Genomic DNA, 13,807 nt, shown 5'->3' on the forward strand with positions numbered 1-13,807 from the left:
TTCCTAATACAGACTGCTGATGTTACCATGCGGCATCCATAACGGAACACCATCTTGCCGGGCGCGCGCGGGAAGCAAACCACGCCGTCCGCCGGGCGCGCCGGCGCATGCCAAGCGGCCTCCACCCCTGTCGAGATAAAACTTTGTCATGAAAAAGTCGCCTATCTTCGTTGATTTCAGCCTGCTCAGGCTCAACCCGCATTTCCGCTCCATCTTCATCGCCCGCATGATCTCGGTGTTCGCCTTCGGCATCCTGATGGTGGCGGTGCCGGTGCAAATCCACCAGCTCACCGGCTCCACGCTGCAAGTGGGCGCGGCGATGGCGCTGGACGGCGTCGGCATGTTCGCCGGCCTGATGTGCGGCGGCGTGCTGGCGGACCGCATGGACCGCCGCCGGCTGATCCTGCTGGGCCGCTCGCTGTGCGGTCTGGGCTTTCTGGCGCTGGCGCTCAACGGCTTCATGACCAATCCCTCGGTGCTGGCGCTCTACGTGGTGTCGGCCTGGGACGGTTTTTTCAGCGGCATCGGCATCACCTCGCTGATGGCGTCCATCCCGGTGCTGGTCGGCCGTGAAAACCTGCCGGCCGCCGGCGCGCTGAGCATGCTGACCATGCGCATCGGCGGCGTGCTGTCGCCCTTGTTGGGCGGTTTGATCATCGCCGCCGTCGGGGTCAACTGGAACTATCTGCTGGCCGGCGTCGGCACCCTGGCCACCCTGATCCCGCTGACGCGTTTGCCGTCCTTGAAGCCGCAGGGCGGGGAGCCGGCGCACCCGCTGCGTTCCTTGCTGGAGGGTTTCCAGTTCCTGTGGCAGAACAAGGTGGTGGGCGCGGTGGTGGCGGTGGGCACGCTGCAAACCCTGCTCAGCGCGGTGCGGGTGTTGTATCCCTCGCTGGCGGAGGACGGTTACGGCGGCGGCGCTTTCGAGGTGGGCCTGATGTATTCGGCGGTGCCGCTGGGCGCGATGATAGGCGCGTTCACCAGCGGTTGGGTGGGCGGTTTGAGCCGCCCCGGCGCGGTGATGTTGAGCTGCGTGCTGGCTTCGTCGCTGAGCATCGCCTCCTTGGGTCTGGTCCATCATCTGGCTTACGGCCTGCTGGCCTTGGCCTTGCTGGGTTATTTCGGTTCCATCGCGTCCTTGTTGCAGTTCACCTTGGTGCAGGGCAATACGCCGGATCATTTGCTGGGCCGGGTGAACAGCCTGTGGAACGCGCAGGATGTGGTGGGCGACGGTCTGGGCGCTTTGGGGCTGGGCGCGTTGGCGCGGGCTTTGGCGCCGTTGACGGCGGTGGGCTGGTTCGGCGCGGCGGCCGCGGCGGCCAGCCTGGCGATGTGCGGGGCTTTTGGGTCTTTGCGGCGTTTGGCCGGCGGCGCGGCCGCCGAGGCGGAGGCGGCCGGGGGGGCGGCGCGGCAGGGGGCGGGGTCTTAGAGTCTGTTTACGATCTGCTGCGCGTCGGCGATACGGCGTTGAAAACGCCTTCGAAATGCTCATGTACCGTATGTACATTCCGCTTTCTCAGCCGTTTTCGCCTTGTCTCGCTCTAGCTCGCGAGATCGTAAACACACTCTTAGCTGTTAGGGTTTGTTGGCGCGGATGTTGTTGCAGGGCGGAAACCTCGGTTGGGGTTTTCGCCCTTTTTGCATTTGTTGTGGGGGCGGGGGCTTCCTTCCGGAACCTGTTAGGAGAGGTAAGCCATCTGTAGGTGAAATGAGGGTTTTGAATCCGCTGCGCGGATGATGGTTTTGATTGCCGGGGCTGCCCGGCAGGCAGGAAGGGGAATTTGCTCGGCCAAATTCCCTCTCACTGAGCGAATCAAAGATTCGCACGTAGACACCCCAAAGGCCGCCCTGCAAGCCTGGCCTGCGGCTTCCCGCCGGGTCCCGTCAGGCCCGAGGCGCGGCTGAACTCTCTACGTGCGAATCTCTGATTCGCTCAGTGATGGCGCGCTAACGTCGCGCTGCTCGAACAAGCAGCCGCTTAAAACCTCGGGCCTGCCACCCGACGGCAGGCTTGAAGGGACCTGGGGCGCGTCGGATACATGCTTTCTTTTAGGAAACAAGACTTATCCACAGATAAGAGCAATGGGCCAAGTTACCCACAAGAATGGCCCACTTCGCTAAACCACCCCTCTTCATTCAAAAAAGACCACCTCGTGTAGCGCCCAGGTGTCCCCTCGCGACGCTACGCTTGCCTCGCTCGGTTAGCGCGGAAAGCGGCACCAAAATCATTATCCGCGCAGCGGATTCAAAGCCAGATCACTCAACAAGTCAGCCACGCACAATCAAAGCAACCACCCCACCTTGACCCCAAGCGCCCCCTCGGCAACAATCCCCCCGTTGCCGCCCACATGCGGCACACGGGATTGGCGTCCCGTTCGTGTGTATCACCAGCCTACGCAGCATACTGCGCGGGCTGCTTTACCATGGCCGCGCCATTTGGCAGGCGCATGGTGGACGATAAGTCGGCACTGACAACGATTTGATTGATTTAGACGCCAATCCTGTTCCCTCTTAACTTGGGATCAGGTGCTTCATCTTGTGTCATTACAGGAGAAACACCATGCAACAGCCTCAAAACTTTCCCCCGCGCCGCCGCTACAAACTGAACGCCCTGGAACAACAGAGCGCACTGCTGCCCTTCGTCCGCTTCTGCCCCGGCCGCACCTACCCGCATTACTGGCAAATGCCTACGCCCAGCAAGGATCTCCTCGCCGACCACGCCTACGGCCGCGAATGCGCGGCTCACCTGTTGCAATGGCTGAAGGACAATCGGGAATACGTCGGTAAAGGCCTGCTCAGCCGCGTGGCGCGCGACATCGATTTTGACGACCGCGCCGGCCGCGGCCAGTGGATGGGTTTCTTCAACTATCTGGAAATCATGATGCTGCTGGGCGCCGACCGGGTCCGGGTTTACCGCCATGTCGATAGCCAGCACCAGATCTACCTGGCGCTGGGACAGCGCTTCAGCCTGGAAGCGCGCTTCCGCCGCATCCGCCTGCGAAACCGCTAAGCGTCTTGCGGTGGGTATCGCTGCGCTCCACCCACCCTACGGCGGATGGTTTGGTCGGGGGTATTTGTAGGGCGGGTGGAGCCGCTAGGCGATACCCACCGACACCGTTTGCCGCCGAGCCGGCGCACGCAAAAAAGCGGGGCAGCCCAAAGTGGCCCCGCTTGATTCCTGCTTGCTTGAATGTCCGCCGAGGCTCCAATGCTTCATGCCGATGTGGCAGACACTGTCGCGCGGCTTACTGGCCGTGCTTCTCCTCGCCCAGCTTGTCCAGATAGCGCAGGATGCGGCCGCTGTCCTGCTCCAGCTTCTGCATCCGCTCGACGATCTCCTGCTCGTCCAGCGGGCCTTCCTGGCCAAACACCGCCAGCGCGGCGCCGATGTGCTGGCTGGCCTGCTGCTCGGTGGCCGCCAGCTCGCTCCAGGAGCGGGTCTGGCCAAAAGACTGCTGGCCTTGCAGTTGCAGCCAGCCTTGCAGCTCGCTGCCCTGCTCCAGCGGCTTGGCCTCCTCTATCGAGTGATAGGCGGTCTGCTTGAAGATCACGTGGCCCACCTTTTGCAGGCTGAGCTGGGATTTGTCGTGCACGCGGTTCACCTGCGCCATCACTTGCTGCGACTGCTCCACCTGGCTGCTGAAGCGCTGGCGGAAGGTTTCCACCGAGTCCTTGACCTGGCTGGCCACATTGCCGGCGGCGCTGGCCTGGGTCTGCATATTGCCGATGCGCAGCGACAGGTTTTCCAGCACGTCCTGCACATTGTTGGCGGTGCTCTTGCTGCGTTCGGCCAGCTTGCGCACTTCATCGGCCACCACGGCGAAGCCGCGGCCGGTTTCGCCGGCGCGGGCGGCTTCAATGGCGGCGTTCAGCGCCAGCAGATTGGTTTGATCGGCGATGGCGGAGATGTCGGCCAGCGAGGTTTCTATGCCCTGCCATTCCTGGGCCAGCGCGGTGCTGGCGGTGTCCATGCTGCTGACGCTGTCGGCGATGGTGTCCAGGTGGCCGGACAGGTGCTGGGCGGTTTCCAGGCTGACGCGCGCGCCGTCCGCGGTGTCCTGGGTGATGGCGGCTACGTCGGCCATGGCCTGGCTGATGTCTTCCAGATCGCTCTGATTGCTGGCCAGGTCCTTGCGCAGATGCGGGTTGTTGAGCGCGGCCAGCTGCGAGGACAGGCGGTTGCGGCGGATGTAGCCGTCGTTGTCGGCCATGGTCTGGATCGCGCGGTTGACGCTGCCCAGCGAGCTGGCCAGGATGCCCGGCAGGCCCTGGCTCAGCGGGCGGCGGCTGTAGTCGCCGGCGCTGATGGCCTTGAAGCAGGTGTTGATTTCCTTGAAATAGGTTTCGATCAGGTCGAGGAAATCGTTGAGCTGCCAGGCGAGCTTGCCCACTTCGCCCAGGTTGCGGGTGCCGGTGGCGCGGTGGTGCAGTTCGCCGGAGCTGGCGTAGCCCAGTTGTTCATGCAGGGTGTTGAGCAGACCGAAGATGCGGCCACTGTGGCGCCACAGCAGCAGGGACAGGGCGATGGAGACGGCCAGCAGCAGCGCGTCCACGATGTGGCCGACGATTTCCGGGAACAGGAAGCCGTCCAGCAGCGAGAAGGCGACCAGCAGGTTGAAGCTGATGATGCACCAGCCCAGCTGGGTGCGCAGGAAGGGCGGTTTTTTGTCGTGGTTCATGCGGCGACTCCCGGCGCTTGCAGCACCTGGGCGTTGAGGGACAGGATGAAGTCCTGATAGCTGACGCCTTTTTCCGCCAGCACTTGCAGCAGCCAGGCCACGGAGGCGTCAGGCGCGGTGGCCTTGTTGTGGCTGGCTTCGATCTGGCGCATCTGGGCGTAGACGGGTTCTATGGCCTTGATCGCTTCCTGGCTGGGCGGCCGGCGCACGGAGTAATAGCCTTGCAGTTGGCCGCGCAGATCGTAGTCCGGGGTGACGTTGGCCAGCACCCAGTAGTAGTCGCCGTTTTTGCTGTGGTTTTTCACCACGGCGAAGAATTCCTGGCCCTGTTGCAGGGTTTTCCACATCAGCCGGTAGGCGCCGCGCGGCATGTCGGGATGGCGGATCAGATTATGCGGTTTGCCCAGCAGTTCGTGCTCGGCGTAGCCGGCGATGCGCATGAACACGCGGTTGGCGTAGGTGATGTGGCCGGTGGGGTCGGTCTTGGTGATGATCAGTTCATGAGGAGCGAGCCGGATTTCCTTGCTGGCCGGGCCGGCGGCGGGGTGCGTCATGGTCTGTTTCTCTCTTATTTGTCGATTGCATAACCTCTAAATGTTCATTTTCGGCCACTGGCCCAGTAGGGGCAAGCGTTTATTTATTTGTACTGCCCATGCTTGACAGGGTGCTGCTTAAATTGCTTCTTAATAATCCAGTTCTTACAAAAACAAAAGGATGCCTTCGGCATCCTTTGCGGCGCGGGTGGGCAGGGCGTCAGAGCCGGTTCAACATCTTGGGGCGCGTCGCTGGCATGGAAGCGGTTTTCAGAGTTTGACGATCTGGCGGATCTGGGACACGCAGGCGCGGGCATCGTCTATCAGCTTGGCGAATTCCGGGCTGTTGATCTCGGCGTGGCTGAGCCAGCGCACCTTATTGCTGATCCGGTACTGGACGCGGATGCCGGCCGGGGTTTGCTGCTGCTTGGCGTTCACCTCGTACCAGGGGGAGCTGACCTTGCACTCGAAGGCCGGCTGGATGGCCTTGGCGCCCTTGAGCAGCACGTCGGACTGCATGGCGCTGGCGTCGCCCAGGTAGACGTCGGCCAGGTTGCCGTTGCGCTTGTAGCTGTCGAAGCTGTCCCACACGCCCTTGAAGTGGGAGTCGTAGAGAAACAGGCCGGAGATCTTCTCCAGCATGCGCGGGTCGCGCACGCTCATGCGCAACGGGTAGACGGACGGCACCATGAAGGAGGTCTTGTCGCGCTGGACCTTGCAGCCTTCCGGCTGATTGCTCAGCCGGTTGCACAGGCTTTGGTCGGTGGCGCTGATGCCCTGGTAGCGGTCTTGCAGAATGGTGTCGATCAGGGTGGAGTTGCCTAGTTCGATATCGGCGCGGACGTCGGCGCTGCCGTCGGCCTGCAGCGCGTTTTCGCGTTTGATGTTCAGATCGGTGCGCGCCGGCTCCATCGGCACCTGGGTCTGGCTGACCACGCCGTCCTTGCCGATGATGAAGGCCCAGCGGTCTTGCAGGTCAGACATGATGCGGCCGGGCTGGAAAAAGGGGTTGGTCGGGTCCAGCCACCAGGTCTGGCCGGCGATGTCGGCGCGGACGATCATGTGGTTGGGCGCGCCGATGCCGGGCAGTAGCAGCGGCGGGGCGAACTTGCCGCGGTAGATCAGCGCCGGCTCGGCGGCGACGCCGGAGCGGCGCAGCATGGCGGTCAGCAGGGTGGAGAGGTCTTTGCAGTCGCCGTAGCCGTGCTTTTCGATTTCCGCCAGCGTGAACGGCACCAGGCCGCGTTCCGCCAGACGGGTGTCGTTGAGGTAGCGGTAGTTGCGGTTGATGTGCTGCATGAAGGCAGCCGCCTGCTCCGCGGCCGGCTTGCCCTGGTTGGCGGCCACCACGGCGGCGGCGGCCGGCGGCAGCGGCGCGGCCAGGATTTCGTTGTAGCGGCGGGCGTGAGCGCCGAAGTGGTCTTGCGGCTGGTCCGAGGTGGCGATCACCAGCTGCGGCCATTCGCGCAGCGCGCTGTTGTTCCATTCGTTGATGTAGTTGAGGTAGCGCGGCCGGCGCAGCGAGACCTTGACGCGTTTGCGGTCCGCGCTGGCGTCCACCGCGTAATCGTCCAGCATCATGCCGCGCCAGATCAGCGGACGCGTGGACTGGATGTCGAAGTTGAAGCTGTCTTCGCGCGCTTTTTGCGGGCCCAGGTCCAGTTGGTAGCGCAGCTGGCGCACCAAGGGCTGCGCCACGCTGTGGGTCTTGATGCGGTAGGACACGGTGCTGCCCACCGACAATTCCGGGAAGGCCATCCAGGTTTGCATGTCGCGGCTGACGCCGGCGTCCGGATTGGGCGCGGCGCGGGTTTCGATCTGGGATTTGCCCAGTTTGATCACTTTGCCGTTGGGCTGGATCACTTCGGCCTGTTCCACCCGCAGGCGGTCTTCGGCCGGGTAGGTGAAGTCGATGCGGGACAGCTGTTCGCGGCCGGAGGGGTGCAGGATGGTGAATTGCTTGCTGGTGACGCAGTCCAGGCTGTTGTCTTTATTGTGCTGGCAGCTGACGGCGGTTTTGACCGCCAGCGGCGCTTCGCTGACCGGTTGCAGCGCGGCGGCGCTGAAGCTGCTGTAGAGGCCGGCGGCCAGCCCGAGAGTGAGTGTACGCATAGTGGAATCGAAAAGTGTGATGTTGCGGTGATGATTATACGGCGCGAGGGCGGAGAAAACGCGCATCCGGCGTCCGCGCCGCCGGATGGGGTCAAGCGTTCCATATTCGCATATTAGCGCTTGCGAATGTGTGTGCTTTTTGTGTCGCTGTTGAGCCTGTCCGCGATCCCGCGCGCAAGTGCGGGACAAGATGGCGGATGGTCAACGGGCGTTCACGGCGCGGCCCACATCCGCAGCAGGTTATGGTAGTTGGCGGTCAGCGCCACCAGGGCTTCGTTGTCGCCCAATTGCTGGCGCAGGCTGGAGATCGCCGCGTCCATGTCGAACAGCAGCCGGCGCTTGCCGTCGTCGCCGATCATGCTTTGCACCCAGAAGAAGGAAGCCAGCCGCGCGCCGGCGGTGACCGGTTCCACCCGGTGCAGGCTGGTGGACGGATAGAGCACCATGTCGCCGGCGTCCAGCTTGACGCTATGGCTGCCGTAAGTGTCTTCAATCACCAGTTCGCCGCCTTCGTATTCGTCCGGGCGGCTGAAGAACAGGGTGCAGGATACGTCGGTGCGCACCCAGCCGTTGTCGAAGGGGTGGCGGCGCACGGCGTTGTCCACGTGGTTGCCGAAGTCCATGCCGGCCTGGTAGCAGTTGAACAGCGGCGGGAAGATTTTGGCCGGCAGCGCGGCGGAGAAGAACAGGCCGTTGCGTTGCAGCGCGCCTTCCACCATGGCCTGCAGTTGTTGGGCTTCCGGCAGTTGCTGCGGCAGCTGCAGATTGCGTTTGACCTGGGCGGACTGGCTGCCGGCGGTGATGCGGCCGTCCGCCCAGTCGGCGCGGGCCAGCAGTTCGCGGCCCAGCGCCAGTTCTTCGGCGCTCAGCACCGCGGGGATGTGCAATAACATGGGGTCTCCGTAATGGGGCCAAGCCCCCGGCGAACCGGGGGCCGGAGCCGGCTTGCAAGCGGTTTACGATCTGCTGCGCGCCGGTAGGGACATTGTGCGATGAGCGCCGGCTTCGAAGCGCTCATGCGCCATCGGCGCAGGCCGCTTTCTCAGCCGCTTGCGCCTGGTCTCGTTCTGGCTCGCGAGATCGTAATCACCTGCTTAGTACTTGAAGCTGACCGTCAGTTGCGCTTCGCGCGGGGTGCCCAGCGTGGCGTGCGCCGGGTAGCCGCCGTCGAAGTAGGTCTTGTTGGCCAGGTTGTTCACATTCAGCTGCACCTTGTACTTGCGGGTCTCGTAAGCCAGCATCGCGTTGGCCACGGTGTAGGCCGGCAGGTAGTTGGTGTTGGCTTCATGCGCGTAGCGCTTGCCCACATGGGTCAGGCCGAAACCGCCGATCACTTCTTCGGTGAACTTGTAGGTGGTCCACAGGTTGGCGGTGACCTTGGGCGTGTAACGCGGCATATTGCCTTCGGTGCCGGAGGCGCCCAAGGCCGGCGGCGCGGCCTTGTCGATGCGGGATTTCATCAGGGTGAGGCCGGCGAAGACGTCCCAGCGTTCGCTCAGCCGCCCGGCACCCTCCACTTCCACGCCGTCGGTGTGGCGCTTGCCGGACAGCAGCACGGTGTTCTGGTCCAGCGGATCGGTGTTGCGTTCGTTGGTCTTCTCGATGCGGAACAGCGCCGCGCGCAGGCTGGCGTCGCCTTCGAACAGATCCCACTTGGCGCCCAGTTCGATATTGCGGTTCTTTTCCGGATCCACCTTGGCGGTGGCCTTGTCCAGCGCATAGGCTTCGCCCGACGGGTTGAACGAGGTGCCGTAGCTCAGATAGTAGGACTGGGCGGTGCTGGGCTGCCAGATCAGGCCGCCGCGCCAGCTCCACACATTGTCGGTGCGGCTGACGTCGTAGCTGCTGCTGGGGTCTTGATTGACGGAGCCGTCGCGCTTGCCGGCGCGGATCTTGTAGTCGCCGCTGAAGCGGTCGAAGCGCGCGCCCACCACGGCCTTCCATTGCGGGTTCAGCTCCAGCGTGTCCATCGCGTACAGGCCGATATTGCTGGCGTCGAACTGGGTGTTGCTGCTGCGGTAGCGGCTGAGGTCGGTGGGCGATCCCGGATTGGGATTGTCCCGGTCGGTGGGAGCAACTAGGCCAAGCGTGGCGTAGCGGTTGGTGTCGGATTTTTCCTTGCTCAGCTCCAAGCCGGCCAGCAGCGTATGGCGCACGCTGCCGGTATCGAACTTGCTGACCAGATCGGTCTGGTTGTTCCACGACCAATCGATGCCGTCGCGCATCGGCTTGCTGCGGCACATCGCGGAGTTGGGGTCGACGACTTGGCCGCTAACCGCGTCGCCGCAAACATAGCGTCCGGTCCAGGTTCCGCCTTGGTTGGCTGGTTTATTCAGTTGTTTTGATGGATTGCGCGGCGCGGTCGGCGACACATCGCGCCAGAAGCGGTTGAAACGCAATTGGTTGCTCAGCACCAAGTCGTCGCTGAAGCGGTGGGTGAGCTTGGCGGTGAGGATGTCGGTCTGGGTTTTCTCGAAGTCGCTGTTCAGGCCGTAGAAGCGGTCGCGCGGCACGTCGATGGGCTGCTGGGTGTTGGCGTTGAACGGGATGCCGTAGTCCGGAACATTGTCTTCCTTCTGGTGGAAGTAGGACAGCACCAGGGTGGTGGGTTCGCCCAGGCCGAAGGCCAGGGACGGCGCGACGCCGAAGCGCTGGTTCTTCACCGGGCCTCGGTCGCTGCCGTCGTCGGTGGCCATCAGGTTGACGCGCATCGCGGCGCTGTCGCTGAACGCCTGGTTGATGTCGAAGGTGGAGCGAGTGAAGCGATTGCTGCCGACGCTCATTTCACCCGCCACCAGAGAGCCGGCGAACGGCGTCTTGCTGGCCTGGTTGACCACGCCGCCGGTGGAGCCGCGGCCAAACAGCATGGAGCTGGCGCCCTTCAGCACTTCCACTTTTTCCAGGTTGAAGGTGTCGCGGTTGTACTGGCCGATGTCGCGCATGCCGTCCAGATAGGTGTCGGTGAAGGCGGAAAAACCGCGAATCACCACCTGGTCGCCGGTACGGCCGCCTTCGCCGGCGGCGAAGGTGATGCCGGGCACGTTGCGCAGCGCGTCCTTCAAATTGGAGACGGCCTGGTCTTCCAGCAATTGCTTGCTGAGCACGGTGACTGATTGCGGGATGTCCTTCAGCTTCTGGTTCAGCTTGCCGATGGCGCTGGATTCGGTCTTCAGGCTGCCGCGCACCGGCGTTTCGCCTTCCACGCGCACGGTTTCCAGTTTGGTGGGCGCGTCGGCGGCCAGGGCCAGTCCGGGGGAGAGGGCGGCGGCGAGCATGCCGGCGCCGATTTTCGCGGGCAACTTGCGCGCGACGATGCCGCTGCCGCGGCTTGGGGTGGGCAGATGTTCCATCAGGGTTCTCATTTTGTTTGTGTCGTTATAATCGCCGGCCGGCTAAGGCCGGCTCTGCTCTTCTTTGCCTGACTGCGCGCTTCTCCGGCCTGGTCCGGGCAAGGAGCGGACGAAGGCCCTCCTGGTCTGCGCGGCGGCAGTCCGTGGAGTGGGTGGAGAGGGATGAGGAACCGGCGCGAAATAGCGGCTGGATAAGCGGCTGCGCGCTGGCGGGTATGGGACGCGGATCTCGCGTCTACTGCGGCTCAGGCTCTTAGAACCTGTTTACGATCTGCTGCGCGTCGGCGACACAGCGTTAAAAACGGTTTCGAAATGCTCATGTACCACGCGTACATTCCGCTTTCTCAGCCACAACGCCTTGTCTCGCCTTAGCTCGCGAGATCGTAAACACGTTCTTAGGGGCCGGCTGGCAGAGTCCTCAAGCAAACCAATGGCGTGGGCTTGCGTGACGGCTCTGCGCGAGCGGCCGGCGGGCGCCGGCCTGCTCGCAGGCGGTCTTTACGGCGCTTCGGTGGCGAAGCCGATCTTGCTGATGCCGCCTTGTTGGGCGCTGGCCAGGGTTTTGGCCACGGTTTCGTAACGCACGCTCTTGTCGGCGAACAAGTGCAGCTCCACTTGCGGGTTGTCGCGGGCGGCGGCGGCGAAACGGGCGTCCAGCTCGCCTTCCGGCACTTTGACGTCGTTCCAGAACACCGCGCCGGCGGCGTCTATGGCCAGGCGGATTTCCTTGGGCTGGCTCTGCTGCGCGGCGGCGCTGGCCTGCGGCAGATCCAGCTTGACGGTATTGGTCAGCAGCGGGGTGGTGATGATGAACACCACCAGCAGCACCAACATCACATCCACCAGCGGGGTGGTGTTGATGTCGGCCATCGGGGCGGAGCCGCCCTTGTCGAAACTACCGAAGGCCATCGATCTCTCCGGACTGAGTCAGCAGCTGGGCGTGCAGATCGTGGGCGAAGTAGTCCATGTCCTGAGCCATGATGCGCTGCATGCGGGTCAGGGCGTTGTAGGCCAGCACCGCGGGGATGGCGGCGGCCAGGCCGGCGGCGGTGGCCACCAGGGCCTCGCCGATGGGGCCGGCCACCGCGGCGATGGTGACCTGGCCGGCCGCGCCGATGTTCACCAGCGCGTGGTAAATGCCCCATACCGTGCCGAACAGGCCGATGAAGGGCGCGGTGGAGCCCACCGAGGCCAGCACGGTCATGCCGGTTTCCTGCTTGCCGTTTTCCTGGGCCAGGCCCTTGCGGATGGCGCGGGTCAGGAATTCGTCCAGATCGCAGCTCTGGCCCAGCGGGCGCTCAGCCTGGCTGCGGTAGTGGCGCAGCGCGGCCAGGCCCTGGCGGGTGAGGTTGGCGAAGGGCGCGCGGGAATCCTGCAGCTGGGTTTCCGCCTGTTTCCAGTTGGGGGCGTCCCACAGCGCGGCCTCGGCCTGCTTGTTGGCGCGGCGGATATGCCAGGTGCTGACGCCGCGAACCAGGATCAGGTACCAGGTCAGCACCGACATCAGGACCAGGATCATGAACACCGCGACCAGCACGGCGTCCCCTTGTTGGAATACAGTCATTAGATTCATGATTTGGCAGACTTCAAAGAAAATTCAACGGGAACGATAAAGGTGTAGGCGATGGCTTCATTGCCGCGTTTGGCCGGGGTGAAGGTCCATTTCTTCACCGCCGCCAGGGCGGCGCGGTCCAAGCGCGGGAAGCCGCTGGTGTTGGCCAGCGCCACGTCCAGCGGCTGGCCTTGGGCGGATACGTGCACCCGCAGCTGCACGGTGCCGGTTTCGCCTTCCTCGATGGACAGCGCCGGGTAGGCCGGCTTGGGATTGTTCAGATAGCCGCCCCGGTACATCGGCTCGGTGATCGAGGGCTTGGCGTCGGCGGACTGGCCGCGCGAGCTGCCGCCCTCGGCGGAGCTGGTGGCCGCGCTGGGCTTGCTTTCCGCCGCGGGGGCGGCGGTGGGCACGCTGATGGCCTTGGCGCTGGGCGCGGCCGGCGTGGGCGTGGCCATTACCTTGGGTTTGACCGGAGTCGGCTTCGGCGTCGGGGTGGGCTTGACCTGCGGCGTCGGCTTTTTCTCGGGCTTGGGCTGCTGCTTGGGCGCAGCCGGCGCGGCGGCCTTGCTGGGCGCGGCCAGGCTGATCATTTCCATGCTGGCGACGCGCGGCAGCGTGATCGGCGCCTGCATCGCCACTGCGCCGCCCATCAGCACGAAGACCAGGGCATGCAGGCCCACGGTGCTGGAGAGCGCCGAGTATTGAAGAATTCGCTGGTTCATGACGGTGATGATAATACAAACTATTCTCATTATCCAAGCTGGAAAACGCGTATATCCTCACGTCATTGATATGGGTAAATAAATGACGGGAAAAGGATTTTGCCAAGCGTCGCGTCCGCCGGCGCGCCGGAGCGGCCCGGCGCTTGCAATCCATGGTTTTGCCTGCATATTTTGCAGCATTGGCCACGGCGGAGTGCCGGTGGCGACATTATTGGAATACAAAACATGCAACAGTTCGACGGAACCACCATCGTGTCCATTCGCCGCGGCAATCGCGTGGCGCTGGGCGGGGATGGCCAGGTCACCCTGGGCAACATCGTGATCAAGGCCTCGGCGCGCAAGGTGCGCAAGCTGCACGGCGGCAAGGTGCTGGCGGGCTTTGCCGGCGGCACCGCCGACGCCTTTACCCTGATCGAGCGTTTTGAAGCCAAGCTGCAAAAACATCAGGGCAATCTGCTGGTGTCGGCGGTGGAACTGGCCAAGGACTGGCGCACCGACCGCATGCTGCGCCGGCTGGAGGCGATGCTGATCGTCGCCGACAAGAACAGCACCCTGATCATCACCGGCAACGGCGACGTGCTGGAACCGGAGCAAGGCATCGCCGCCATCGGCTCCGGCGGCGCCTACGCCCAGTCCGCGGCGCGCGCGCTGTTTGAAAACACCGATCTGGCGCCGGAAGTGGTAGTGAAGAAATCGCTGGAGATCGCCGGCGACATCTGCATCTACACCAACCACAACCATGTGATCGAGCTGCTGGACGACGCAGAAGAGCCGGAAGGCAAAGAGCCGGCAGCCAACTGAGCCGCCCGATTCAAGAATCAAATCGCCGGGAGCGCCGCTTCCGGCTGGAGAACGT

11 protein-coding genes are annotated in these 13,807 nt (G+C 63.9%); 3 read left to right on the forward strand and 8 right to left on the reverse strand.

The window, feature by feature from the left end:
• The first annotated feature begins 148 nt into the window (after positions 1-148).
• Positions 149-1,429, forward strand: a complete 1,281-nt coding sequence (gene entS / locus AB1Z25_RS22700) for an enterobactin transporter EntS (protein ID WP_107801410.1) — start codon at positions 149-151, stop codon at positions 1,427-1,429.
• A 1,131-nt stretch (positions 1,430-2,560) separates the two neighbouring features.
• Positions 2,561-3,010 (forward strand): hypothetical protein, encoded by a 450-nt coding sequence (locus AB1Z25_RS22705; protein WP_107801411.1) that lies wholly within the window; start codon positions 2,561-2,563, stop codon positions 3,008-3,010.
• A 235-nt stretch (positions 3,011-3,245) separates the two neighbouring features.
• On the opposite strand, the gene AB1Z25_RS22710 is transcribed toward AB1Z25_RS22705, so the two are convergent.
• The 8 genes from AB1Z25_RS22710 to AB1Z25_RS22745 form a co-directional block, all read right to left on the reverse strand.
• A complete protein-coding gene (locus AB1Z25_RS22710; protein WP_486636227.1) occupies positions 3,246-4,679 on the reverse strand; it encodes a methyl-accepting chemotaxis protein in 1,434 nt (477 codons plus the stop codon).
• Positions 4,676-5,233 carry a PAS domain-containing protein gene (locus AB1Z25_RS22715; protein ID WP_107801413.1) on the reverse strand — a complete coding sequence of 186 codons (558 nt, stop codon included), beginning with the start codon at positions 5,231-5,233 and terminating at the stop codon, positions 4,676-4,678. The genes AB1Z25_RS22710 and AB1Z25_RS22715 overlap by 4 nt, the downstream gene beginning before the upstream one ends.
• A 249-nt stretch (positions 5,234-5,482) precedes the next feature.
• On the reverse strand, positions 5,483-7,324 hold the full coding sequence (locus AB1Z25_RS22720; protein WP_486636228.1) for a DUF3857 domain-containing transglutaminase family protein: 1,842 nt from the start codon (positions 7,322-7,324) through the stop codon (positions 5,483-5,485).
• Positions 7,325-7,536: 212 nt separating this feature from the next.
• A complete protein-coding gene (locus AB1Z25_RS22725; RefSeq protein WP_107801415.1) occupies positions 7,537-8,217 on the reverse strand; it encodes a Fe2+-dependent dioxygenase in 681 nt (226 codons plus the stop codon).
• 201 nt (positions 8,218-8,418) lie between these two features.
• Positions 8,419-10,674, reverse strand: a complete 2,256-nt coding sequence (locus AB1Z25_RS22730; RefSeq protein WP_486636229.1) for a TonB-dependent receptor — start codon at positions 10,672-10,674, stop codon at positions 8,419-8,421.
• A gap of 498 nt (positions 10,675-11,172) precedes the next feature.
• On the reverse strand, positions 11,173-11,583 hold the full coding sequence (locus AB1Z25_RS22735) for an ExbD/TolR family protein (RefSeq protein ID WP_048415369.1): 411 nt from the start codon (positions 11,581-11,583) through the stop codon (positions 11,173-11,175).
• Positions 11,570-12,247, reverse strand: a complete 678-nt coding sequence (locus AB1Z25_RS22740) for a MotA/TolQ/ExbB proton channel family protein (protein WP_107801417.1) — start codon at positions 12,245-12,247, stop codon at positions 11,570-11,572. Before AB1Z25_RS22740 ends, AB1Z25_RS22735 begins: the two co-directional genes overlap by 14 nt.
• Positions 12,244-12,951, reverse strand: a complete 708-nt coding sequence (locus tag AB1Z25_RS22745) for an energy transducer TonB (protein ID WP_107801418.1) — start codon at positions 12,949-12,951, stop codon at positions 12,244-12,246. Before AB1Z25_RS22745 ends, AB1Z25_RS22740 begins: the two co-directional genes overlap by 4 nt.
• 225 nt (positions 12,952-13,176) lie before the next feature.
• Between AB1Z25_RS22745 and hslV the strand changes: the two genes are divergently transcribed.
• Positions 13,177-13,752: an ATP-dependent protease subunit HslV gene (gene hslV / locus AB1Z25_RS22750; RefSeq protein ID WP_107801419.1), complete on the forward strand. Its 576-nt coding sequence runs from the start codon at positions 13,177-13,179 to the stop codon at positions 13,750-13,752.
• Positions 13,753-13,807 lie beyond the last annotated feature (55 nt).

This window comes from Chromobacterium sp. HL1 (genome assembly GCF_057418835.1).

What these genes read in the sequence shown, in the direction of transcription:
- AB1Z25_RS22710 (WP_486636227.1), bottom strand. Translation starts at nt 4,679, where the DNA reads ATGAACCACGACAAAAAACCGCCCTTCCTGCGCACCCAGCTGGGCTGG.
- AB1Z25_RS22705 (WP_107801411.1), top strand. Translation starts at nt 2,561, where the DNA reads ATGCAACAGCCTCAAAACTTTCCCCCGCGCCGCCGCTACAAACTGAAC.
- AB1Z25_RS22725 (WP_107801415.1), bottom strand. Translation starts at nt 8,217, where the DNA reads ATGTTATTGCACATCCCCGCGGTGCTGAGCGCCGAAGAACTGGCGCTG.
- hslV (WP_107801419.1), top strand. Translation starts at nt 13,177, where the DNA reads ATGCAACAGTTCGACGGAACCACCATCGTGTCCATTCGCCGCGGCAAT.
- AB1Z25_RS22720 (WP_486636228.1), bottom strand. Translation starts at nt 7,324, where the DNA reads ATGCGTACACTCACTCTCGGGCTGGCCGCCGGCCTCTACAGCAGCTTC.
- AB1Z25_RS22740 (WP_107801417.1), bottom strand. Translation starts at nt 12,247, where the DNA reads ATGAATCTAATGACTGTATTCCAACAAGGGGACGCCGTGCTGGTCGCG.
- AB1Z25_RS22745 (WP_107801418.1), bottom strand. Translation starts at nt 12,951, where the DNA reads ATGAACCAGCGAATTCTTCAATACTCGGCGCTCTCCAGCACCGTGGGC.
- AB1Z25_RS22715 (WP_107801413.1), bottom strand. Translation starts at nt 5,233, where the DNA reads ATGACGCACCCCGCCGCCGGCCCGGCCAGCAAGGAAATCCGGCTCGCT.
- AB1Z25_RS22735 (WP_048415369.1), bottom strand. Translation starts at nt 11,583, where the DNA reads ATGGCCTTCGGTAGTTTCGACAAGGGCGGCTCCGCCCCGATGGCCGAC.
- entS (WP_107801410.1), top strand. Translation starts at nt 149, where the DNA reads ATGAAAAAGTCGCCTATCTTCGTTGATTTCAGCCTGCTCAGGCTCAAC.
- AB1Z25_RS22730 (WP_486636229.1), bottom strand. Translation starts at nt 10,674, where the DNA reads ATGGAACATCTGCCCACCCCAAGCCGCGGCAGCGGCATCGTCGCGCGC.